This is a genomic window from Gordonia terrae (genome assembly GCF_001698225.1).
Classification (GTDB): Bacteria; Actinomycetota; Actinomycetes; order Mycobacteriales; family Mycobacteriaceae; genus Gordonia; species Gordonia terrae.
This window is the reverse complement of sequence record NZ_CP016594.1, coordinates 339,344-363,369: the sequence shown is the minus strand read 5'-3', so window position 1 is coordinate 363,369 and position 24,026 is coordinate 339,344. Positions and strand designations below refer to the sequence as shown.

The following is a 24,026-nucleotide window of genomic DNA, read 5'->3' as shown; positions in this document are numbered from 1 at the left end:
GCAACCCCAGGGTTGCACTAATGCCTCCGCGGCGCAAGGGTTCGGAGCGAACGGATCAACCTTTTCGCAGATTCCGCAGACGCAGCCCGAGCCTCAGCTCCCGGCCGGAGCGTGCTGTGCAGGCTCGGCCGGCAGGTGCCGAACCGGGCAGCCACCCGCGAACGTGCCCAGTTTCTCGATGTCGAAACCGTTCGGGTAGCTGCGAATTCGCTGCATCTCGGATACGTACTGTGGTGATCGACGGGCCGGCAGGGCGGCCACGACCCGGGCGCGCGCCTTGAGTCCTCCGATCGACAGCAACCGCGCGACACGTCCAGGTCGCCGGTAGCCGAACGACTCGAGCAACGCGTCATCCATCAGCGATCGGCTGAAGACGTCGATCGCCGGCGCGAGCGGCTTGGGATAGAACGACGCGAGCAGACTCTTGGTGGCATCAGCGACGCGGCGACCACCCTCGTCGAACGCGAAATGCTCGCGTTCGTAGGCGTCCATCAGGGTCTCGAAAGCGCCGTAGGTCTCGGGGATCTCCTTGATCCCCATGTGGCGCCCGAGCGTCCGGTAGTAGTTCACCGACGCGGTCACCTCGTCGTCGGTCAGCTTCCGCCAGCCGTAATCGTCGATCCACCGCTTCGGGACGACCACGAATGTCGACAGGACGTAACGCATGTCGTCGTTGCTGATGTCGTACATGCGGTGCATCTGGTTGATGCGCCGAATGGCGGACTTGCCCCGACTGCTGTCGAATCCGTCCAGGAGCGGCACCTCCAGCAGGAGCGAGGTGTCGTCGTAGCGCTTCTGGGTCTCGGCCGTGAACGCACGCGTCTCGTCGAGCAATCGGCCGATGCTCGGCACCGCATACGTGCGGAACAGGGCAAAGCTCAGCGCTTGATTGATGTCCCAGGGGAAGTCGAAGGTCGACAGGTTTCGGTAGATCTCGTGGAACTGCGTCTGTGGATCGAGTCCCTGGTTTCGGGTCGCCTTGCCCATCGGATGTCCTCCTCGGTGAGTGCCACGTCACTGTAAGTCGACTTATAGAAATGTGCAAGGGGTCACATTCGATGTGTTCGCGGTGCTGCGGGAGCACGGACCCCGGGCGCCGACCTCGCCATTCGTGCAGCACACTGGGGTGATGGCCACCGGCAAGAAAGCGAAGCCGTCGGAGTACACGCAACGGCGTTACCTCGACGCCGGCCTGGCCATCCTCACCGATCACGGCCATGCGGGGTTGAAGCTGGCAGCGATCTGCGAGGCGACCGGCACGACCACCGGGAGCTTCTACCACGCGTTCGGGAACTGGGCCGAGTACCGATCCGCCCTCATCCGTCACTGGCGCGACGAACAGAGCCAGCGACTGATCGCCGGCGCTCGCGACATCGCCGATCCACGGGAGCGTCTCGACGCCCTCACGGACATCGGCCTACGGCTGCCACACGCGACGGAGGCCGCGATCCGGGTCTGGGCCGCGCACGACCCCGAGGTGCTCGCCATCCAGCACACCGTGGACCGGGAGCGCCGCGACATCATCGCGGCCACCTACGAGGAGGTGCTCCACGATCGCGACGAAGCCGAGGAGTTCGCCACCGCGGCAATGTATCTGCTGATCGGCTTCGAGAGCGGCACGCTGCATTCCCACCAGGCACTGGCCAAGGGCTTCCGCACCATCCTCGACCGCGCTCTCGAATCCTCCGTCGAGTCACCGTGACTCGACGCGCTTAGGCCTCCGGCGAGATCACACCGCGCACAGTCGACGGGGCGCGGGGTCAGTCGACGAGTTCGGCGAGCCTGCGGATCGCGAACTCGTAGCCGCGGATGCCGTAACCGGCGATCACCCCGGCCGCGATCGGGGACACATAGGAGTGATGACGAAACGCTTCGCGCCGATACACATTGCTGATGTGCACCTCGAGCACGGGGACGTCGGGGACGGCGAGCGCGTCGGCGAGAGCGACCGACGTGTGTGTCCATCCGCCGGGGTTGATGACGATGCCGCTGATCTCGCCGACGGACTCGTGAATCCAGTCGAGCATCTGTCCCTCGTGATTGGTCTGCGCGGCGCGCACCCCGAAGCCGAGCTCGGCGGCGGTGCGCTCGGCGAGGTCGACCACGTCGGCGAGGGTGTCCGAGCCGTAGACGGCGGGCTCCCGGGTGCCGAGCGTGTTCAGGTTGGGACCGTTGAGCAGCAGGATCGGCAGACGGTCGGTCACCTCGGCGTCGGACATGGCGTTCACCTTACTGGCCCTGACCTGCCGGTCGGCGAGTCTCCGACGCCGGGACCGCCACCGACCGGGACGAGACGTCGCTAGGGCTACCATCTCTCTTTGTGCCATCGCAGACCGTTCGACGAGCGAGGATCGTCGCCATCGTCACCGGACTGCTCGGGTTCCTCCTCGCACTCGCGACACCACTCATGCCGGTGTCGCAGCGAACCGCCGAGATCGACTGGCCCCAGAACGGACAGATCGGTTCGGTGTCGTCGCCGCTGATCGGTTACACACCCGTCGACCTCGACGTCACGATCCCCTGTACCGCCGTCGACGACCTGCCGCCCGGCGGATCGGTGCTGCTCTCGACGACTCCGAAGCAGGCACCGAAGTCGGGCGAGCGCGGCCTGTTCATCCGCAAGACCGGCGCTGCCGATGCGCCCCTGGACCGGCAGGGCGTCGAGGTCGTGATCCGCAACGTCTCGCTGGTCTCGGCCACGCTGCAGGACATGCGCGACCAGGGTTGTCGCGAGATCGTCGTGCACGCCGACTCCGACGCGGTGACCGCCGAGTTCGTCGGCATGACGAGCGGCACCCAGAACGAGGACGGCGAGGACGAACCGCTCGCAGGAACGACGGAGGACAAAGAGGCCTTCAAGTACTGGCCCGATCAACGCCCCCAGGTCACCGGCCTCTTCACCGACCTGTCCGGCCCCGCCGCCGACATCGCGGGCCTCGACGCCCACGTCACGATCGATTCGCGCTACAACACCGCGCCCACCATCTCGAAGTGGCTGGTCGTCATCGTCGGAGTGGCGTCGACGCTGTTGTCACTGGCCGCACTGGCCGCGCTCGACTCGACCGACGGTCGCCGCCATCGACGGATCTTCCCGGCCCGATGGTGGCGTCTCAACGCCCGCGATTACGTGGTCATCGGGGCGCTGATCCTCTGGCACATGATCGGGCCCAACACCTCCGACGACGGTTATCTCCTGACCATGTCGAGAGTCGCCCAGGACAGCGACTACACCGCGAACTACTTCCGGTGGTACGGCGCGCCCGAGGCACCCTTCGGCTGGTACTACCAGGTGTTCGGTCTGCTCAGCCACGTCTCGGTGGCCAGCCCGTGGATGCGACTGCCGGCACTCCTGTGCGGAATCCTGGTGTGGCTCATCGTGAGTCACGAGGTTCTCCCCCGTCTGGGCCGGGCCGCCCTGACCCGACCGATGGTCGCCTGGACCGCCGCATTCGCGTTCCTCGCGTGCTGGTTCCCCTTCAACAACGGCCTGCGGCCCGAGCCGATCATCTGCCTGGGTGCGCTGCTGACGTGGTGTTCGGTCGAACGCGCCATCGCCACCGGCCGAATGCTGCCCGCCGCGGTCGCGTGCCTGATCGGTGCCTTCAGCATCGCCGCCGGGCCGACGGGCCTCCTTGCCGTCGCCGCACTGATCGCAGGCGCGCGGCCGATGATCATGGCGCTCATCAAGCGGGCCCGCGTCGTCGCCGAGTTGTCCGGTTCCACCTCGTCCACTGGTTCGTCACCGAAGGATTCAGAAGCCGCCGACCGTGACCGCCGCACATCACTGCGCTGGTCGTTCGTCGCGCTGATCGCGCCGATCCTGGCCGCCGGCACCTTCGTCGTCTTCGTCGTGTTCTCGAACCTGACCCTGCGGTCGTTCGCCGAGGCGTCGAGCATGAAGTCGGCGCTCGGCCCGTCGATGAGTTGGTACAACGAGATCGGCCGTTACTCGGCGCTCTTCGCCTTCTCTGCCGACGGTTCCATCGCCCGACGTTTCGCCGTGCTCGCCATGATCCTGGGACTGGTCGTCTCGGCGGCCGTGCTGGTTCGCAAGAACCGCATCCCGGGCACCGCCATCGGCCCCACGCGTCGCATCGTCGCGATCACCTTCGCGTCGCTGGTCTTCCTCATGTTCACGCCCACCAAGTGGACCCACCACTTCGGCGTCTTCGCGGGCATCGCCGCCGCCCTCGCCGCGATCGCCGCGATCGCCGCCAGCCAGCAGTCGATGCACTCCCGGCGCAACCGCACCCTGTTCTGCGCGCTCGTCCTGTTCATCGGCGGTCTCGCCTTCACCGCGCCGAACTCGTACTACTACTACTCCGCCTGGGGCATGCCGTGGGGAGTGGAGCAGGTCAAGATCGGCGGCATCATGCTCGGCAGCGTGCTGCTCTACGCCGCGCTCGCCCTGCTGCTCCTCGCGCTCTGGTTCCATTTCCGCGAGCCGTTCACCGGGACCGATCCGCACGTCGAGGAGTCGACCGCCGGCGACGCCGCTCATCAGCGCTGGTACAGGCGGCTGATCGCCTCGATGGCCGCCGCGCCGCTCGCCTACCTCGCGATGGCGGTCGTCGTCTTCCAGATCGTCACCGCGATCTTCGCCGGCATCCACCAGAGCTCGTCGTACTCGGTCCCGCGGTCCAACTTCGCCGCGGTCGCCGGTAAACCGTGCGGCATGGCCGACAAGGTCTGGGTGGAATCCGATCCCAACCGCGACATGCTCCGTCCGGTCGATCCCACCCTGTCCAACCCGCTCGGCGGACCACCACCGGCACCCGGCACCTCCCCGACCACCTCGGGGTTCTTCCCGAACGGCGTGCCGACGGCACTGGAATCAACGGCCAGCGAGGGATCTCTCGGCGTGCTGTCGGGCGACGTCTGGCAGTCCCCCGACATCGTCAACTCCAACCCCGGCGGCACCGGCGGCGGCGAGATCTCCGAGCCCGGGATCAACGGCAGCACCGCGGCCCTCCCGTTCTTCCTCGACCCCGCGTCGACCCCGGTCATGGGCAGCTATTCGAAGCTCGACCAGGTGCCGGCCCGCCTCACCTCCGGGTGGTACGCACTGCCGGAGGACTGGCGGGACCGCCCGCTGCTGACGATGGCGGTGGCCGGCGAGTACGACAACCCGAACGTCATGCTCGAGTACACCGCCGACCCGATCGGCCCGGACACCCGCGACGCCGATCTCGAGGCCGCGGGCGACACCGAACTCATCGACCCCGGCCCGCGCCCGTCGTGGCGAAACCTGCGATACAACACCGACGAGCTCCCCTCGGACACCACCGCGGTGCGGATCGTCGCCACCGACGACAACCTCGCCGAGGACCGGTTCATCGTGCTGACCCCGCCGCGGATCCCGCAGATGGACACCCTGCAGGACGTCGTCGGCGACACCGACCCGGTCCACATCGACTGGACATCGGGGCTGGCCTTCCCGTGCCAGCGTCCGTTCACCCACGACGTCGGGGTCGCGGAGATCCCGAAGTGGCGCATCAAGCCCGGGTCCGACCTGGCGGCCGCGGTGTCGGCGTGGCAGAACAGCTTCGGCGGCGGCCCGCTCGGGTGGATCGAGGTCTCCCAGCAGGCGACAGCGCTGCCGACCTACCTGATGGCCGACATCGGACGCGACTGGGGCGCCCTCGAACGCTACGAGCCATACGGTGACGTCGACACGCTCGCCGAGATCGAGACCGGCACGGCCACCCGCAGCGGATTGTGGAGTCCCGCGCCGCTGCGGCACTGACAGTCAGGCGGCATGCTAGCGATTCGGCGGCGCTGACGGCCCGGTCGCCGTGGTGGCAGTCAGCCCGGCGAGCTGCTCCGCAGTCACGGATGGTCGGCGAGGATGCGTGCGAGGGCTGCTTCGACCGGGGTCAGTGGTCGAGTGGTGGGATGCTCCGGCAGTGTTCGCGGCTGGACGAGTTCGCGGTAGGCGAGTTCGAGACGCCGACCGCTGTCGCCATGACCGACGGCGTCGGGGCGCGACAGGTCGGGGCGCGACTGGTCGCCGGACCGGGTTGGTGGTCCGTGGATCTCGTCGCGCACGGTGTTCAGATGTTCGGCGAATCGCCGGGGTATGTCGGGCCGGCGATTGAGGCGTTCGGGGTTGGGTGGCGCGCCGGGTTCGGAGTTGAGCCGCCAGAGGCAGCGGCCTTCGTCGGGTCCGGACCGTTCGATGCGGGTGGTGTACTGCCCGGGCTGGTCGCCGACCATGCGGTTGTGGCGGGGGCAGGCCGGTGCGAGGTCGTCGATGTCGGTCAAACCACCTTTGGCCCAGTCCTTGTGGGCGTGGTGGAGTTCGACCTGGGTGGCGGGTTGGTCGCACCCGGGTGCCGAGCACACTTCACCGTCGGGGCGGGCGAAGGACACGAGGCGTTGTTCGCGGGTGGCCAAACGTTTCCCCCTACCGAAGTACAGCGGCACGGCGGTCGAATCTTTGAAGATCGCCAACCACGGCTGCACGTCGGCGCCCATCGCGAGCAGGTCGGGGATGGGGAGCAGGGTGCCGGTGGCGGTGGTGGCGAGTCCGGCTTCGCGGATCAGGTCGTTCAGGTCGGCTTTGATGATCAGTTGCACGGGCAGCCCGCGATGCGACGTGCCGAGTGTGCCGTCGGCGAAACCGGCGGCCAGTGCGGCGTCCAGTGCGTCGTGATTGGTCTGCGCGGGGGTGCGTTGGTCGCGGTCGGCTGCGAGGGCCAGGGCGTCGGAATCGGCGGTGCCGGCCGGCCCGCTGGGCGAGTTCGGGTCGTCGGGGTTGTTGAGTCCGGGTTTACCCCAGACCGCGAACATCATCGTCAGTCGGGCGGCGAGTGCGGGAGTCAGCGTGCCCGAGATCTTCGCGGTGCCATCGGCGCGCTGCCGACCGATCCATACGCCGCGGCGTCGTTTCTGGTCGGTGTCGTCGGACAGGGTGCCGTCGGGGTCGAGGTGGGCGAGGAGACGTTCGCCGAGTTGGGTGATGTCGGCGGGGGTGTGGGCTTCGGCGATCTCGGCCATCTGCCGCTCGGCAGCGACTTTCACATCATGCTCGACAGCGTGGGGGATCTGGTCGAGGACATCGAGGGCGGCCTGCACGTGTGCAGAGCCAACCGCTCCCGCAGCGAACGCCTCAGCGAGGCAGGGGTGTTCGGGCGTAAGCACTTCGCCGCCGAGGCTGGTGCGGGTGGCGGTGGCATCCATCTGCTTACGACGACGCACCGGGTTGGAGACCCGCAGCCGGTGGGTCATGAACTGCATGAGGGTTCGGCAGCCGGACTTGCGGGGGAGGTCGCGGGCCTCGGCCTGATCGATCTGCCGGTCACCGGCAACGGTCAGTCGTGCGATGGCGCGTTCGGTCTCGGCTGCCACGTCAGCCAACTCGGTATCGGTGCACGGTGACAGGTCCACGGTCTGCAGTTCGTCGAGGATCGCATGCAACTCGGCCACCAGCTCGACGGCACGCGGTTGCGGCGCCACCGAATCGTCGCCGTGCGTGGTGTCGGCCATGACGGCCACCTCCCCCCGAGAACAGATGCTGCGAATGTACGTTCGACTGTACACGAAAGGCGGGCAGTCGGCAGAGCGAAATGTGTTGTCCGCCAGAATGTTTCCTCCGCTTAGTCGCCACTGAAGATTGTCGGTGGTTGCTGGTAGGCTCCGCCCCGCGGGCAAGATCTGAGCTGTCGCGCGGGCGGGACCCTTCGTGACGCTCCCTCCGCAAGCTCCGAACGCTCCTCAGGGAGCGGGGGGTGACGCGCCCTACGCAAGCTCCGGACGCTTCTCAGGGAGCGGGGGGTGACGCGCCCTACGCAAGCTCCGGACGCTCCTCAGGAAGCAGTGGTACCGACGTTCACGCACCTCGTCGATCAGGGCTGCGGGGTGGGCCCTAGGTGGCCTGAGGCACGTCGCTTACGATGAGGCACCGTGCCTGTGACAGCCCCGACCTCGCCAGAGGATTCCGCAGAACCGTCGTCGCCGGGGCCGGCCACGTCGGGGCCGGGGACCAGCATCTCCGCAGGCACCGCCCGGTGGGTGGCGATCGTGGCCGGAGTCGCGGGCATCGTGCTGTGCGCCCTCACCCCACTGCTGCCAGTCAAGGCCGTCGACGCCGGTTTCGACTGGCCCGCCGGACAGGACCTGAGCGCCGACACCTCATCGGTCATGGCCCCGCTCATCGCGCAGACCCCGCAGACCCTCGACGCCCGCATCCCATGCGCGACGCTGGCATCGGCCGAGGACGGGGTGGTCCTGGCGACCATGCCGACCAACGCGCCGAAGTCGAAGTCGTCGTCGTTGTGGGTCACCGCCACCGACGCCGCGATCACCGTGACCTTCCGGAACAGCCTTGCCGCCACCGCCGCGCGTGCCGACCTGGACCGATGCCGGGAACTGCGCATCTTCTCCGCGCCCACCGGCCCCGGCGCGGAGTTCGTCGGGCTCGGCGAGTCGACGACGCTGCCACCGGACCGCCGCCCCCAGGTCGACGGCATCTTCAGCAACCTGAGCCCGGAGCAGGCTCGCGCCGCCGACGGCCTCCGCGTGCAGGTGACCATCGACAACCGCTACGAATCGTCGCCGTCGGTCCTCAAGATCGTGGTGATGGCGCTCGCCGCCCTGTCCGTTCTCGTCGCCGTCGTCGCGCTGGGGCTGCTCGATCGCATCGGCGGATACCACCGGCGGATCGGCGCGCGAACCCGCTCCTGGTGGCATTCGCTGAAACCCCGGGCCACCGACCTGATCGTCACCGCGATCCTGCTGGTCTGGAGCGTCCTCGGGGCCGGTTCGCCCGACGACGGTTACATCCTCAACATGGGCCGTACCGCGGACGGCTTCGGCTACCTCGCCAACTACTACCGCTTCTACGGCATCCCGGAAGCACCGTTCGACTGGTACTACAGCTTCCTCGCGGCGTGGTCGTCGGTCTCGCCGTCGGTGCTGTGGATGCACATCCCGCAACTCGTCGCCGGACTCGTGTCGTGGTTCGTCCTCAGCCGTGTGCTGCTACCCCGTCTCGGTCCGGCCGTACGGCGGAGTTCCTGGGCGATCTGGGCCGCCGCCCTGACGTTCACCGCGTTCTGGCTGCCGTTCTGCAGCGGGCTGCGCAGCGAGGGGATCATCGTCCTCGGTTCGCTGCTCACCTGGTGGGCCGCCGAACACGCGATCGCGACACGACGACTCCTGCCGGCGGCCCTCGCCGCGCTGGTCGCGGGGTTCACCCTCGCACTCGCCCCGCACGGCCTCGTCGGCGTGGCCATCCTGCTGGTGGCGGCCCGCTCGCTGCTGCACATCCTCATCGACCGGCGTAGACGACTCGACGGCTCCGTCTGGACGTCGACGCTGACCCTCCTCGCGCCGATCGCCGCGGCCGGAATGCTCGTCCTCATCGTGGTGTTCCGCGATCAGACCCTGGCGACCGTCCTCGAGGCGATCAAGCTGCGTTACACGGTCGGACCGGTCATCTCCTGGCACCAGGAGTTCCTGAGGTACTACTTCATCTCCGTCGTGACCGACGACGGCGCTCTCACCCGTCGGGTGCCGTTGCTGCTCCTGCTCGCCGGCCTGTTCGTGACGGTCGCGGTCATGCTGCGCCGCACGAGGATTCGCGGCGTCGACCCGGGGCCGGCATGGCGCCTGATCGGCGCCGTGGGTGTCACCCTGCTGCTGTTCGCGTTCACGCCCACCAAATGGACCATCCAGTTCGGCGTGCTCGCCGGGTTGGCGTCGGCGATCGCGGCGGTGGCCACCGTGGCCGTGGCCCAGTCGGCGGCCCGGTCGGCCCGAAACCTGACCGTGTTCGTCTCGGGGCTGCTGTTCGCGATGGCGGCGGCGATGGCGGGATACAACTCGTGGCCGTTCCTCTACGAATACGGCATCTCCTGGTTCGACCGGGCGCCGGTCATCGCCGGTTACCAGGCGTCGACCCTGTTCCTGATCCTCGCCGTGATCGCCGCCGTGGTCGCGGTGTGGCAGCACCTGCGCCTGGACTACGTCACCAATCGCGGTCTCGCCCACGCCGACACCGGGCCCGGCGAGACACGGGCCGATCGTCGACGACTCTTTCTCGCCTCCTCTCCGCTGGCGGTGATCGCCGGGCTCCTCGTGATCGTCGAGTTGCTGTTGTTCGCCAAGGCCGCGGTGACCCGATACCCGGCGTCGACGGCCCTGGCCGAGAATCTGGACACCCTGCGCGGCAACAGCTGTGGCCTCGCGGACGATGTTCTCGTCGAACTCGATCCCAACGCCGGCATGCTGACCCCGGCGGGCGGCGCGACCACGACCCAGGCGCTGCGCGGCGAGAACCCGGTGGGATTCTCCCCCAACGGGATTCCCGACGACCTCCAGCCCGAGCCGGGGAGCCAGCGGCCCGGACAGATGAACGTGTCGGCGAGTATGGCCCGCCCGTTCGCCATCACCGGGGGGCTGGGTGCCGGGACCACCGGCGGGCGCGGACCGGAGACCGTGAACGGTTCCACCGCCAAACTGCCCTATGGACTCGACCCCGCCACCACGCCGGTCCTGGGCAGCTACGGATATCCGGGCGAGGCGCGGCTCACGACCGGCTGGTACGACCTGCCCGCCGACCGCTCCGCGTCGCCGCTGCTGGTGTTCAGCACCGCGGGCGCCGTCTCGACCATCGACACCTTCGGCGTACGGAACTTCGGACAGAAGATGGTGGTGCAGTTCGGGCGTCCGGGCGTCGACGGGACCTTCGAGCAGGTCGGCCCCGACATCCTGCCGATCGACCCCGGGCCCGTGATCCTCAACATGCCGTGGCGCAACATGCGGGTGCCGATGTCGGCGGCCCCGCCGCGCGCGACCGTGATGCGATTGTCCCTGCAGGACAACAATCTCGGCGAGAAGCAGTTCATCGGGATCACACCGCCGCGCGCCCCGCGGTTACAGACGCTGCAGGAGGTCGTCGGATCGGCGGCGCCCACGCTCATCGACTTCGGGGTGGCCTCGCACTTCCCGTGCCAGCGGCCGATGGGCGTCTCCCACGGCGTCGCGCAGGTGCCGCAGTGGCGCATCCTCGGCGACTACCCGCTGACCAACTCCCAGTCCAAGACCTGGCAGGCCGGCGTGGACGGCGGGCTGCTGGGCATCTCCGAGGCCACCACCTCGGCGTCGGCGGTCTCGACGTACCTGCAGGACGACTGGGTGCGCGACTGGGGCGCACTGGAGAAGCTGACACCGCTCGTGTCCGACGCGCCCGACGCGCGGATCGACACGGCATCGACGACGCAATGGGGCTGGTCGCGCACCGGCTCGATCAGGGTGGAGCCCCAATCCGATGAGTGAGTCCCGCACTTCCCGCCTGGCGGCGGGCAACCCGAAGATCAGGGTCAACCCGAAGATCGTCGCGACCGTCACCGGCCTGCTCGGGTTCCTGCTGGCCGTCCTCACCCCGCTGCTCCCGGTGAATCAGTCGACCGCGGAACTGAAATGGCCGCAGGGTGGTGGCGTCTCGGATGTCGCCGCGCCGCTGGTGTCCTTCGTCCCGATCGACATGGACATGTCGGTGCCGTGTTCGCTGGCCACCCGGTTGCCCGCGCAGGGCGGGGTGCTGCTGTCGACCATCCCCGAGGGCGGCCAGGACGCCGGCGCCCGCGGATTGTTCGTCCGGGCGACGGCCGACGCGCTGACCCTCACCGACCGCAACGTCGCGCTGCTGAACACCGATCGCACCGCCGCACAGACGAACCCGAACTGCCGCATCGTCTTCCAGGCCGACGGCGAAGGGGTGAGCGGGCGATTCGAGGGTCTCCCCGAACCGGCCGCGGACTCGGGTGCCTCGCATGCTTTCGCCCTGCCCGACCACGAGATGCGTCCCCAGATCGTCGGCATCTACAGCGATCTGGCCGCCGACGCGCCGCGCGACGGGTTGGCGCTGCGCGCCACCATCGACACCCGCTACGTCAGCACCCCCACCCCGCTGAAGCTCACCGCGATCGTGCTCGGCATCCTCCTGACGATCGTCTCGCTGATCGCACTCGGGATTCTGGATCGACGAGATGGCCGCAGCCACAAGCGCTTCCTCCCGTCCGGATGGTTCACCATCCGACCACCGGACGTCGCGGTGTTCGCGATCCTCGCCTTCTGGTGGTTCGCGGGCGCCAACACCTCCGACGACGGTTACAACTTCATCGTCGGCCGGATCACCGGCGACGCCGGATACGCCGACAACTACTTCCGCTACTTCGGTGTGCCGCAGGATCCGTTCGGCTGGCACTTCCAGGTGATCTCGGCCATGACGGACGTGAGCGTCGCGGCACCGTTCATGCGCCTGCCCGCGTTTCTTCTCGGCCTGCTGGGCTGGTGGCTGATCAGCCGAGAGGTGATCCCGCGTCTGGGCCGCGCGGTCCGGCACAGCACGCCCGCCGTGTGGTCGGCTGCCTTCGTCTTCCTCGCGATCTGGTTGCCGTTCAACAACGGTCTGCGTCCGGAACCGGCCGAGGCCGTGGGCGCACTGCTCACCTGGTGCTGTGTGGAGCGCGCGATCGCGACCCGCCGACTGCTCCCCTATGCCATCGCGGTGGTCACCGCCGCCTTCACGCTCGCCCTCGCTCCCGGCGGACTGATGGCGGTCGCCGCACTGCTCGCCGGAATCCGGCCGATCGTGAAAACGCTGGTGTCGCGCCGTTCCCGCGACGGCCTGCTGCCGATGCTCGCCCCCATCCTGGCCGCCGGCACCGCCGTGCTGTTCCAGATCTTCGCCGATCAACCGCTCGCGCCGTTGATCGCGGGCAACAAGGTCGCCTCCGACGTCGGTCCGACGCTCGAGTGGTGGCAGGAGCCGATCCGCTACTACTACCTGATCCTGCCCACCGCCGACGGCACGCTCGCACGACGCTTCGGCGTGCTGGCGATGATCCTGTGCCTCTTCGTCGTACTGCTCCGCCTCCTCCGTCGGGAGCACCCGAACGGCGTTGCGCGCGCGCCGATCTGGCGCCTGGTCGCGGTGACCCTCGGCACCATGTTCTTCATCGCCTTCACACCGACCAAGTGGACCCACCACTTCGGTGTGTACGCGGGTATCGCCGCGGGCCTCGCCGCCGCGGCGGGCGCCATGATGGCGCCGGCGGTGCTGCGATCTCGCCGCAACCGCAGCTTCTTCGCGGCCGCGGTGCTGGCGATCACCGGGATCTCCTTCGCCGGCACCAACGGCTGGTGGTTCGTGGGCAGTTACGGCGTCCCGTGGTGGGACCGCCCACCCACGGTGGGCGGCATCAACATCGCCTGGTTCATCCTCGTCGCCGCGGTCGCCACCGCACTGGCGGGTCTGTGGTTCCACTTCCGCGACGACTTCGTCGACGAGACGACCCGAACCCGGGGCGGCGACAAGTGGTATTCGAAGCTGAAGTTCTCCCCGCTGCCGGTCATCGCCGGGATGATGGTGCTGTTCATGGTCGCCTCGTTCGCGAAAGGCGCCTACGAGCAGCGTGATTCGTGGTCGTGGATGAAGTCCAACGCACGCGCCCTCACCGGTAACTCGTGCGGGCTGGCCAACGACGTCCTCGTGGAGGCCGATCCCACCGCCGGTCTGCTGCGGCCCGCGGCCGTCGACGGGCGGCCGGCGCCGAGTGTCGCCGCCGCGCTGGCCGGCTCGGACGCCACCGGATTCACCCCCAACGGCGTACCCGGGCGGCTCTCGGTCGACGCGACCGAGAGCACCGAGTCGTCGACCACCTCGGGTGCGCAGAACAGCGCCCAGACCGGTGCGGGTTCCGACGAATCCGCCGACAGCTCATCCGCTCAGGGCGGCACCGAGGGCGGCCAGGGCGCCCGCGGCGTCAACGGATCGACGGTGCGTCTGCCGTTCGGACTCGACCCCGCCGTGACGCCCGTGCTGGGCAGCTACGGCTCGCCGTCGGGCACCGGGTCGCTGACCTCGGACTGGTACCAGCTGCCCGAACGCTCCGAGGACGCCCCGCTGCTGACGATGGCGGTCGCCGGCTCGGTGGAGGCGGTCGACGGCATCGGGGTGGTCCACGCCGGCCAGAAGGTCACGATGCAGTTCGGCCGGGTCGAGACCGACGGTCGGGTGACTGCTCTGGGCCGGATGTTCCCGATCGACATCGGCGAGACGCCGACCTGGCGCAACCTGCGGTTCCCGCTCGCCGATGCGCCGCAGCGGGCGACCGTCGTGCGGGTCGAGGTCGCCGACACCGCGGCCGCACCGTCGGAGTGGGTGGCGGTCACGCCGCCGCGGGTCAGCACCCTGGCCACGCTCAACGACGTGGTCGGTCAGACCGACCCGGTCTTCATCGACTGGCTGCCCGGCATGGTCTTCCCGTGCCAGCAGCCGATGAAGGTGCGCAACGGCGTCCTCGAGGTGCCGCAGTGGCGGATCATGCCCGACGCCGAGGCCACCCGGAAGAACAGCCAGACCTGGATGTCGGGAACCGCGGGCGGCCCGCTCGGCATCACCGAGGCGATGCTGCGTCCGACCCTCCTGCCCACCTACCTCCGTAACAACTGGGGACGCGACTGGGGCGGACTGCAACAGTTCACCGAGATCATCCCGGCACCGGCCGCGGAACTCGACCTCGGTACTGCTCGACGCTCCGGGCTGTACGACCCCGCCCCGATGCGCTCGAGCGGTTACTGAGTAACGAACCGGCGCACACGGGCACACCGGCGCCGACCTGCGGTTACGCTTCCCGCGGGTCGGTGCCGCAAACACCCGCACAGGCGTTCGTTACCGCACTGTGACCTGCCGTCTCGGTTCCGTCACTCATGCCCCTTCACGCTCGTCACCCCGGAGCGGCGCGCCTAGCGTCGAAGTATGCCGAAATTCACCGCACCAGGACTCAGCAATGAAGCCGCCGACGAGGTCGCCGGCATCCTGCAGGAGCGCCTCAGCGCGCTGAACGACCTGCACCTCACCCTCAAGCACATCCACTGGAACGTCGTCGGCGCCAACTTCATCGGCGTCCACGAGATGATCGACCCCCAGGTCGAGCTCGTCCGCGGATATGCCGACACCATCGCCGAGCGCATCGCCACCCTCGGCGCATCGCCGAAGGGCACCGCCAAGGCCATCGAGCAGGACCGCTCGTGGAGTGACTACTCCATCGGACGCGACACCGCGCAGGCCCACCTGGGCGCTCTCGACCTGGTGTACGACGGTTTCATCACCTCGCATCGCGACGGGATCTCGAAGATCGGTGACATCGATCCGATCACCGAGGACATCCTGATCGGCCAGACCGCCGAGCTCGAGAAGTTCCAGTGGTTCGTGCGAGCTCACCTCGAGAGCTACACCGGCGAACTCACCCACGCCGGCGCGAGCGGCGAGAAGGAAGCGGCCGACGCAGCCCGCTGACCTCGCCGTATGAAGACCGAGTAGCGGGTCACCACACCCCCGGACCCGCCCCCGGAGCCGCGGTCGCGACCTTCTCCCCCGTTGGTCGCGACCGCGGTAACACCTTCCGTCAACCACTACCCCGAACAGGCACTGATACACGAACAGGACTCACAGTCGAATACGTTGCGGCGCTTGGAACCTTAATAACCAAGGGCTACTTTATCGTGTCCGGAGAACGCGGTTTGTTACGCTGGCCACAGGCTTTTGCCGCGAACAGGATGTGTAGCAAACCGCGTCCACCAGATCGATCGGGGCGCTTCTCGCTCTGACGGGGAGGCACGTGTGTCCGAAACGCGATCATTCACCCTGTTCGATGATCTGGAGCTCCACATGCAGTTCGCGCCGGTCTGCCGGCTGTCCGACGGAGCTCTCGCGGCCGTCGAACTGCAGCTCCGGGGTCCGGCCGGAACCCGCCTCGCCACCGCCGCCGCACTTAAACGCGCCGCCCGGCTCGTCGAGGAGCATCCGGTCCTCGACGAACGCAAGCGCAAGATGGCCGCGTCCCAGCGCGCCCAGTCGTTGGCCAAGATCCTGCCGCTGCTGGTCTCCCTCGATCTCGACCTCATCGACAACCTCGACGCCGAGACCACGCGCAGCCTCGAACGCCACGTCATGGTCATCCTGCCCGACGCCGTCGAACGCAGTCCGCAACGAACACTCGCCCGCGTCGCCCGCGCTCGCGCAGCGGGCAAGATCATCTGCGTCGACGGCCTGGTCCGCAGCGAGCACGCGGCCACCCTGCTCTCCCTCGTCGAGCCCGACATCATCGTCACCGGCGCCGAGCTGCTCACATCACGGACCAGCTCCGACGCCGCCCATCTCGCCCACGCGCTCGCCGCGCACACCGAGCGCAGCCATGCCGTCGTCATCGCCGAGGGCGTCGACGACGAGGACAGCCGCATCACCGCGCAGACCATGGGTGCCGCCTTCGGTATCGGTGATCTCTACCCGGCCGTGACCGACCCGTCCGTCCTCGCCAATCGCACCGTCGTGCCGCTGCCCGAGATGCCGGTCTGGACGACGCCCGGCCCGGACAAGTCGACGCCCTACCGCATCGCGTCGACCTCGATCTCCCCGCGCATGGGCAACAAGCGCCTGCTCATCGAGATGAGCAAGGCCCTGGAGGAACAGGCGGCCATCGGCGGTGCCGCGATCGTCCTGGGCACCTTCCAGTTCGCCGAGCACTTCACCTCGCGGACCGCGAAGCGGTGGCGAGAGATGTCGGAGAAAACCGGCCTGGCCGGGGTCTACGGCGTCGGACTCCCCGACATCCGGGACGGGAACGTGCACCGCGCCCCCCTCGACGCGGATGACGACCTCATCAACGAGTGGAATGTCGCGGTCCTCGGACCGCACTTTGCGGCCTTGCTCTCGGCGCGCGACCAGCACGATGCCGGGCCTGATCTCGAGCGCACCTTCGAATTCGTCCAGACCTACGACCGCATGACCGTCACCCAGGCGGTGCACTCGATCCTCATGCGGTTCTCCTGATCGCAGCAGCTGTCGCGACGAGTGACCTCGACGGACGCGGCGGCCTCGCTGCGCTCGGACGACGCTGCTCGGCCAGCAGGAGAAAACCCGGCGGCCTCGCTGCGCTCGGACGACGCTGCTCGGCCAGCAGGAGGGAACCCGGCGGCCTCGCTGCGCTCGGACGACGCTGCTCGGCCAGCAGGAGGGAACCCGGCAGCCTCGCTGCGCTCGGACGACGCTGCTCGGCCAGCGGGGACTCGGCCAACAGAGGATTTGGGTTTGTCACAGCATGGCTGACTACGATGCGCCTGTGCCGAAGTCGCCTGAAGTGTCCGCTGGCAACGCCGACACCACCGCCGAATCCGCTGCGCAGCGCGCGTCCGGCGGACCCGGATCCCGCACCGTCGCCCTCGTCGCCGCGATCGCCGGACTCGTCGCCGTCGTCGCCGGGGTCCTGACACCCTTCCTTCCGGTCAGCACGTCCACGGCGTCGATCACGTGGCCGCAGCAGACGGGCGCGTCGGCGTCCGTCACTGCCCCGTTGGTCGCGCAGACCGCTCGCGACGTGTCGATCACGATCCCGTGCCGCGTACTGGCGACGACCCCCGGCGATGGGTCCACCGTCGTGTTGTCGACGATGCCCGCGGCCGCGTCCAAGGCCCGCGACAACGGATTGTTCGTCGTGGCCGACGCCGCCGGTGTCACGGTCTCCAACCGCAACAAGACCCTGGCGTCGGCGCCGCGCGAAGCCCTCACCGGCTGCGCCGAACTCCGCGTCTTCTCCGATGCCACGACGACCGGCGCGCAATTCGTCGGCCTGCCCCCGGGTCCGGCCACTGCGGGCGGCGGCGACGTCGGCCTCGCCGAGCCGTCGGCGAACCCCCAGATCGCCGGTGTCTTCACCGACCTCACGCCCGAGCAGATCCGGTCGGCACCGGCCTTCGCCGTCCGCCTCGACATCGACGACCGCTTCGATTCCGCACCGTCGATCCTCAAATGGGTGGTGATGGTCATCGGCGTCGGGGCCGCGGTCGTCGCCCTCGTCGCCGTCGGACGTCTCGACCGCATCCACGGCTACCACCGCCGCGTCGGGCGTCGCCTGCGCTTGCGCACGGTCCTGAGGCCCGGCCCCACCGACATCGGCGTCACGCTGACGCTCGTGCTCTGGCATTTCCTCGGCGCCGGATCGCCCGACGACGGTTACATCCTCAACATGGGGCGCAACGCCGCCGACGTCGGATACCTGGCGAACTACTACCGCTTCTACGGCATCCCCGAAGCCCCGTTCGACTGGTACTACAACTTCCTGGCCTACTGGTCGACCATCTCGACGACCGGCCTGTGGATGCGGCTCCCGTCGCTGTTCGCTGGTCTGGCCGCCTGGTTCATCCTCAGCCGAGTCCTGCTCCCCCGCCTGGGCGGTGCGGTGCGGCGTTCGCAGTGGGCGATGCTCACCGGCGCGGCGGTGTTCCTCGCGTTCTGGCTGCCGATGTGTTCGGGACTGCGCAGCGAGGGCATCATCGTCCTCGGCACCCTGGCGACCTGGTGGGCGGTCGAGGTCACGGTCTCGACGCGGCGGATGCTGCCGGCCGTCGTCGCCGCGTTCACCGCCGCGCTGACGCTCGCCCTGGCCCCGCATGGTCTCGTCGCGCTGGCCCTGCTCATCGCGAGCGCCCGGCCCATGCTCCGCATCCTCGTCCGACGCCGTGCCGAGGACGGACTCCTGCCGCTGCTCGCCCCGCTGCTCGCCGGTGTGGCACTGGTCGTCATCATCGTCTTCCGGGATCAGACGCTCGCGACCGTCTTCGAGGCCCTGCGCATCCGATACTCGGTCGGTCCGACACTGGCCTGGTACCAGGAACTGCTCCGCTACTACTTCCTCGCGGTGAACACCACCGACGGCGCCCTGGCCCGGCGAATCCCCGTCCTGCTGTTCGCGGTGTCCATGTTCGTCGTGCTGGCGATCATGTTGCGGCGCAAGCGCATCGACGGGATCGATCCGGGTGCGGTGTGGCGCGCGCTGGGCGCCTCCCTGCTCACCGTGCTGTTCCTGTCGTTCACCCCGACCAAGTGGACCATCCAGTTCGGCATCTTCGCGGGCCTCGGTGCGGCGTTGGCCGCCGTCGCCTGCGTGGCGATCGGGCAGGCAGCGCGTCGCACGCTGCGCAACCTGTCGATCCTGGTCGCCGGACTCCTGGTGGCCTGCGCGGCCGCCTCGGCGGGCAAGAACGCGTGGCCGTGGCCGGCCAATTTCGGAATCGCCTGGTTCGACAAGGCACCGGTCGTCGCCGGTATCCAGGTGTCGACCGTGCTGCTCGCCTTGGCGGTGGTGGCGCTGCTGTTCGCGATCTGGCAGCACCTCCGGATGGACTTCGTCGACGAGACCGGCCTCGCCCACGATCGCGGCGCGGCGCCGTCCGGCTGGCGCATCGGTATCGCCTCCGCCCCCATCGCGGTGATCGCCGTCCTCATCGTCGTGAGCGAACTCGCGGTGTTCGCCAAAGCCGCGGCCGGTCGCACGGACACCTTCACGATGCTGTCGGCCAACCTCGACTCCGCGCGCGGAAACACCTGCGCGATGGCTGATTCCGTGCTCGTCGAACCTGATCCGAACCGGGGCATGCTGACTCCGGCGGAGGGCGGCACGGCGTCGTCGACCCTGCAGGGCCGATCCGAGGGTTTCCGTCCCGACGGCGTGAAACCGGATCTGACGCCCCAGGCCGGCGCCCAGAAGCCCGGCGCGATGAACACCTCGGCGGACCTGTCGAAGACTTTCATCGTCTACGGCAGCAATCCGGGCACGACCGGCGGAGTGGGCCCCCGTGGCGTCAACGGCAGTACCGCCGCACTCCCATTCGGCCTCGACCCGGCGACCACCCCGGTCCTGGGGAGTCACGAGACCACCAGTGGCCAGGCCACTCTCACCACGGGTTGGTACCGCCTGCCCGCGCGCGACTCCTCGCCGCTCATCGTCATCACCGCTGCCGGCGCCGTCTTCACGCTGGACCGGGACGGTGTCCCGAACTTCGGGCAGGCGTTGGAGGTGCAGTTCGGCACCGAAGCCGGCGCCGGGAGCGAAGCGAGCGGGCCGAATGTTGCTGCCAACGGACAGTTCGAGGAGGTCGGCGCGCCCGCGATCCCGATCGATCCCGAACGAACCAACCGGCCGTGGCGGAACCTTCGCGTCCCGATGGACCGCGTACCCGCCGACGCGACCGTGATGCGGATCGTCGCCCGGGACAACAACCTCGACCCGGACCAGTGGCTGGCCGTCACACCACCGCGTGCGCCGGTCCTGCAGACCCTGCAGGACGTCGTGGGCTCCACCGACCCCGTGCTCATCGACTTCGCCGCCGGCGCGGTGTTCCCGTGCCAGCGACCGATGACCGCGCACCACGGCGTCTTCGACATCCCTCAGTGGCGCATCCTGCCCGAATCGTGGATCGCCAACTCGCAGTCGAAGACCTGGATGGCCGCCGAGGACGGCGGACTGCTGGCGCCGGTCGAGGCGCTCACACGACCGTCGACGCTGGCCACCTACCTCGACAACGACTGGTATCGCGAGTGGGGCAACCTTCAGCGTCTGACACCGCTGGCCCCGCAGGCACGCCCCGCGGAGGTGCAGACCGGGACGTCGACCACGTGGGGATGGTCCCGCCCGGGTCCGATCAGGGTGGTGCCCGAAGATGACTGACCGCAACGACCCGCACGCCGACCCGGCGAACCCTCACCCCGGAGAGAACCAGGCAGACGTGGCAAGCACCGACACTTCCCCCGGCGCGAGTCCGTCCGCGACCGCGCAACTCGAGGAGCCCCGTCCCACCGGTTTCGCGGAACGCCACGCCGGCACCGCACGCATCGTCGCGATGGCCGCGGGTGTCGTCGGAATCCTGCTCGCGCTGCTGAGCCCGTTCCTGCCGGTCGACTACACGAAGGCCGAACTGACCTGGCCGCAGCAGGGTTCGGTGGCCAACGTCGCGGCCCCGAACGTGTCGTTCGTCCCGGTCTCCATGGATGTCACCGTGCCTTGTGCGCTCGGCGCGTCGTTGCCTGCGTCTGGCGGAGTCCTGTTGTCGACGGTGCCCGAGGGCGGCGCCGAGGCAGGCAAGGTCGGGCTCTTCGTCCGGGCCACCGCCGACTCGATCCAGGTGGTGCAGCGAAACGTCGTGCTGCTCAACACTCCTCGGACGGCAGCACAGAACGCACCGGACTGCCGCATCGTCGTCGAGGCAGACACCGAGGGGACCCGTGGCTCGATCCAGGGCCTGCCGAACGACAACGAGACCGACGCGGTGCGGTCCTTCGATCTGCGAGATCCCAACGCGCGCCCGCAGATCATCGGCGTGTACTCGAGCCTGCCGGCGGATGTCAGCACCGAGGGCCTGTCGTTCCGGTCCACCATCGACACCCGATTCGTCTCCACGCCCACGACTCTCAAGTTCTGGCTGCTGGTTCTCGGCATCGCGTCGACGATCCTGTCGCTCGCCGCTCTGGCCGTCCTCGACGCCCGGGATGCGCGTGGCCATCACAAGATCTTCCCGGCGGGCTGGTGGCGGGTGCGCCCGGTCGACGGTGTCGTCGCCCTCGTGCTGCTGATCTGGCTGTTCGTCGGCGGCAACACCGCCGACGACGGCTATCAGGTGACCGTCGGTCGGATCGCGAGCGAGGCCGGCTATCTCGACAACTACTACCGCTACTTCGGTGTTCCGCAGGATCCGTTCGGCTGGCACTACCACTATCTGTCCGCGTGGATGGAGGTCAGCACCGCGACGCCGTGGCTGCGTCTGCTCCCGTTCCTGTTCGCCATGGCCTCGTGGTGGCTCATCAGCCGTGCCGCGATCCCCCGTCTCGGCCGTGCGGTCCGGGAGTCGACTCCGGCCATCTGGGCTGCGGCACTTGTCTTCCTCGCCGTGTGGATGCCGTACAACAACGGCCTGCGCGTGGAACCGCTCATCGCGCTGGGCACCCTCTTCACGTGGGTGTGCGTCGAGCGTGCGATCGCCACGGGTCGCTTCTTCCCGCTGACGATCGGCATCATCGCGGCCGCGTTCACCCTGACCATCCACCCCACGGGTGTGATCGCCGCGATCGCTCTCATCGCCGGTATCCGACCGCTCATCAAGCGTTTCGCGATGCGCCGCAAGCGCGATGGGCTGTGGCCGCTGTTGTTGCCGATCCTGGCCGCCGGACTGGCGGTGATGTTCGAGATCTTCGCCGACCAGCCGCTGGCCCCCATCTTGGAGGCTGTCTCGGTCAACGGTCAGGTCGGTCCCACCAACAAGTGGTGGGAAGAGCCGATGCGCTACTACATGCTGATGAATCCGACCGCCGACGGCGGCATCGCCCGTCGCTTCGGCATTCTCATCGTGTTCACCTGCTTCATCCTGGTCGTGGTGATGCTGCTCAACCGGCGACGCCTGCCCGGCATCGCGACCGCTCCCACGTGGCGCCTGGTCGCGATGATCGCCGGGTCGGCCGTGCTGATGGCGTTCCTGCCGACCAAGTGGACCCACCAGCTCGGGGTGTACGCCGCGATCGGCGGCGCGCTCGCCGCGGTGGCGACCGCCTGCGCTGATCGCACCATCATGCGGCGCCGGCGCAACCGGACGCTGTTCGCCGCCGCCTGCGCATATGTCCTCGCGCTCGCGTTCTCCGGACGCAACCAGTGGTGGTACGTCGGCAGTTACGGAATCCCGTGGCGCGACGCGGTTCCCGACGTGCGCGGCATCCCGCTGTGGACGGGCATCCTGGCCGTCGCCGTCGCGCTCACCGCGCTCGGACTGTGGCAACACTTCCGCGACGACTATGTCGACGACGGCGTCCGCGCCGGGCAGCCGCGCTCGGTGTTCACCCGGCTGCGGAGCCCGTCGATCATCGTCGTGTCGACCATCATGCTGCTGTTCACGCTGGTGTCGTTCGCGAAAGCGGACTGGACGCAACGCAACTCGTGGTCGTGGCTGAGTTCCAACGTGAATGCCCTCCAGGGTCAGCCCTGCGCACTGGCCGATGCCGTACTGGTGGAGGACGATCCGAACGCCGGTCTGCTGGCGCCCGCGCGAGTGGCCGGACAGCGCGATCCATCACCGGGCGCGGCCCTCGCCGGCACCGGGATGGAGGGTTTCGATCCCAACGGGGTGGCCTCGGACCTGTCCGAGCAGACCGACGAGGAAGGCGGGGAATCCTCATCGGGCACCTCGACCGCCGAGGTCGACCGGACCCAGACCGATCCGACCGACGACAGCAGCGGCTCGGACACCGAGACCGCCACCGGGTCGAGCGACACCAGCGGCGGACAGACGTCGCAAGCCGGCGTCAACGGCTCGACGGTGAAGCTGCCGTTCGGGCTGTCGCCGAGCGAGACCCCGGTGCTCGGAACGTACAACTCGCCCACCGGTACCGGACGTCTCACGTCCGACTGGTACCAGCTGCCGCAGAACAGGTCAGGCGAGCAGCCACTCGTCACGATGTCGGTGGCGGGACAGGTCGAGTACGTCGACGATCTCGCCGTCACCCGGCCCGGACAGCGCGTACGACTGCAGTTCGGCCGCGTCGCACCCGACGGCACGGTGGCACCGGCCGGACAGATGGTCCCGCTCGACATCGGCGGCGCACCCGAATGGCGCAACCTGCGCTTCCCGATGGATCAGGCGCCCCCGGGAGCGACGGCGGTGCGCATCCTCGCCGAGGACACCTCGACGCTGCGCGATCAGTGGCTGGCCGTGACCCCGCCGCGCATGTCGACGATGGTGACGCTCAATTCGCTCGTGGGCAGCGAGGATCCGGTGCTCATCGACTGGGAGGCCGGGCTCGCGTTCCCGTGCCAGCGTCCCGCTCAGGTGAAGTACGGGGTGCTGGAGACGCCGGAGTGGCGGATCTCGCCGGACCGCGAGGGCGAACGCGTCAACTCGCAGCGGTGGATGGCCGGCGACTCCGGCGGTCCGCTGGGCATCATCGAGAACGAGTTGCGCCCACGCGTCTACCCGTCGTATCTGCGCAACGACTGGGCCAAGGACTGGGGCATGCTCCAGAGCCTGACCCCGATCCTCCCGCAGACCGACGCGGAACTGACCATCACCACCGACACCCACAACGGTCTCTGGACACCCGGACCCATGCGGGCGGTGAAGAACTAGTCGCTGTGCGTCCCACTCCCTGAGGGGCGAGCCCGCGGGCGACCGGCAGACTTCAACTCGACCGGCAGACTTCG

At 68.8% G+C, this 24,026-nt stretch carries 11 protein-coding genes; 8 read left to right on the top strand and 3 right to left on the bottom strand.

Features of this window, described 5'->3' with window-relative positions; translation table 11 throughout:
• Positions 1-93 precede the first annotated feature (93 nt).
• Positions 94-987, bottom strand: coding sequence for an oxygenase MpaB family protein (locus BCM27_RS01630; RefSeq protein ID WP_004021851.1), 894 nt, complete (start codon positions 985-987; stop codon positions 94-96).
• A 142-nt stretch (positions 988-1,129) separates the two neighbouring features.
• On the opposite strand from BCM27_RS01630, the gene BCM27_RS01625 reads away from it, so the two are divergent.
• Positions 1,130-1,702 carry a TetR/AcrR family transcriptional regulator gene (locus tag BCM27_RS01625; protein WP_033204696.1) on the top strand — a complete coding sequence of 191 codons (573 nt, stop codon included), beginning with the start codon at positions 1,130-1,132 and terminating at the stop codon, positions 1,700-1,702.
• 58 nt (positions 1,703-1,760) lie between these two features.
• On the opposite strand, the gene aroQ is transcribed toward BCM27_RS01625, so the two are convergent.
• Positions 1,761-2,219 carry a type II 3-dehydroquinate dehydratase gene (aroQ, locus tag BCM27_RS01620; RefSeq protein WP_004021853.1) on the bottom strand — a complete coding sequence of 153 codons (459 nt, stop codon included), beginning with the start codon at positions 2,217-2,219 and terminating at the stop codon, positions 1,761-1,763.
• Positions 2,220-2,320: 101 nt separating this feature from the next.
• Here aroQ and BCM27_RS01615 point away from each other — a divergent pair, with 101 nt between their 5' ends.
• Positions 2,321-5,746, top strand: a complete 3,426-nt coding sequence (locus BCM27_RS01615; RefSeq protein ID WP_004021854.1) for an arabinosyltransferase domain-containing protein — start codon at positions 2,321-2,323, stop codon at positions 5,744-5,746.
• An 83-nt stretch (positions 5,747-5,829) separates the two neighbouring features.
• Here the strand turns inward: BCM27_RS01615 and BCM27_RS01610 are convergent, their stop codons facing one another.
• Positions 5,830-7,488: an HNH endonuclease signature motif containing protein gene (locus tag BCM27_RS01610; protein WP_068884431.1), complete on the bottom strand. Its 1,659-nt coding sequence runs from the start codon at positions 7,486-7,488 to the stop codon at positions 5,830-5,832.
• 417 nt (positions 7,489-7,905) lie between these two features.
• Here BCM27_RS01610 and BCM27_RS01605 point away from each other — a divergent pair, with 417 nt between their 5' ends.
• The 6 genes from BCM27_RS01605 (at position 7,906) to BCM27_RS01580 (ending at position 23,952) form a co-directional block, all read left to right on the top strand.
• Positions 7,906-11,280, top strand: coding sequence for an arabinosyltransferase domain-containing protein (locus tag BCM27_RS01605; protein ID WP_204161403.1), 3,375 nt, complete (start codon positions 7,906-7,908; stop codon positions 11,278-11,280).
• Positions 11,273-14,590, top strand: a complete 3,318-nt coding sequence (locus tag BCM27_RS01600; RefSeq protein ID WP_004018738.1) for an arabinosyltransferase domain-containing protein — start codon at positions 11,273-11,275, stop codon at positions 14,588-14,590. Before BCM27_RS01605 ends, BCM27_RS01600 begins: the two co-directional genes overlap by 8 nt.
• A 177-nt stretch (positions 14,591-14,767) precedes the next feature.
• The gene (locus BCM27_RS01595) at positions 14,768-15,307 is read left to right on the top strand and encodes a Dps family protein (protein ID WP_004018737.1); all 540 of its coding nucleotides are present in this window, start codon (positions 14,768-14,770) and stop codon (positions 15,305-15,307) included.
• A 324-nt stretch (positions 15,308-15,631) separates the two neighbouring features.
• A complete protein-coding gene (locus BCM27_RS01590) occupies positions 15,632-16,840 on the top strand; it encodes a DICT sensory domain-containing protein (RefSeq protein ID WP_004018736.1) in 1,209 nt (402 codons plus the stop codon).
• Between the two features lie 268 nt (positions 16,841-17,108).
• A complete protein-coding gene (locus tag BCM27_RS01585) occupies positions 17,109-20,513 on the top strand; it encodes an arabinosyltransferase domain-containing protein (protein ID WP_004018735.1) in 3,405 nt (1,134 codons plus the stop codon).
• Complete coding sequence (locus BCM27_RS01580; RefSeq protein WP_004018734.1) at positions 20,506-23,952, top strand: arabinosyltransferase domain-containing protein; 3,447 nt, start codon at positions 20,506-20,508, stop codon at positions 23,950-23,952. Before BCM27_RS01585 ends, BCM27_RS01580 begins: the two co-directional genes overlap by 8 nt.
• The last annotated feature ends 74 nt before the right edge of the window (positions 23,953-24,026 follow it).

Excerpts from the sequence above, each read along its gene's own strand:
- BCM27_RS01630 (WP_004021851.1), bottom strand. The coding sequence starts at position 987 with ATGGGCAAGGCGACCCGAAACCAGGGACTCGATCCACAGACGCAGTTC.
- BCM27_RS01625 (WP_033204696.1), top strand. The coding sequence starts at position 1,130 with ATGGCCACCGGCAAGAAAGCGAAGCCGTCGGAGTACACGCAACGGCGT.
- aroQ (WP_004021853.1), bottom strand. The coding sequence starts at position 2,219 with ATGTCCGACGCCGAGGTGACCGACCGTCTGCCGATCCTGCTGCTCAAC.
- BCM27_RS01610 (WP_068884431.1), bottom strand. The coding sequence starts at position 7,488 with ATGGCCGACACCACGCACGGCGACGATTCGGTGGCGCCGCAACCGCGT.
- BCM27_RS01600 (WP_004018738.1), top strand. The coding sequence starts at position 11,273 with ATGAGTGAGTCCCGCACTTCCCGCCTGGCGGCGGGCAACCCGAAGATC.
- BCM27_RS01595 (WP_004018737.1), top strand. The coding sequence starts at position 14,768 with ATGCCGAAATTCACCGCACCAGGACTCAGCAATGAAGCCGCCGACGAG.
- BCM27_RS01585 (WP_004018735.1), top strand. The coding sequence starts at position 17,109 with ATGGCTGACTACGATGCGCCTGTGCCGAAGTCGCCTGAAGTGTCCGCT.
- BCM27_RS01580 (WP_004018734.1), top strand. The coding sequence starts at position 20,506 with ATGACTGACCGCAACGACCCGCACGCCGACCCGGCGAACCCTCACCCC.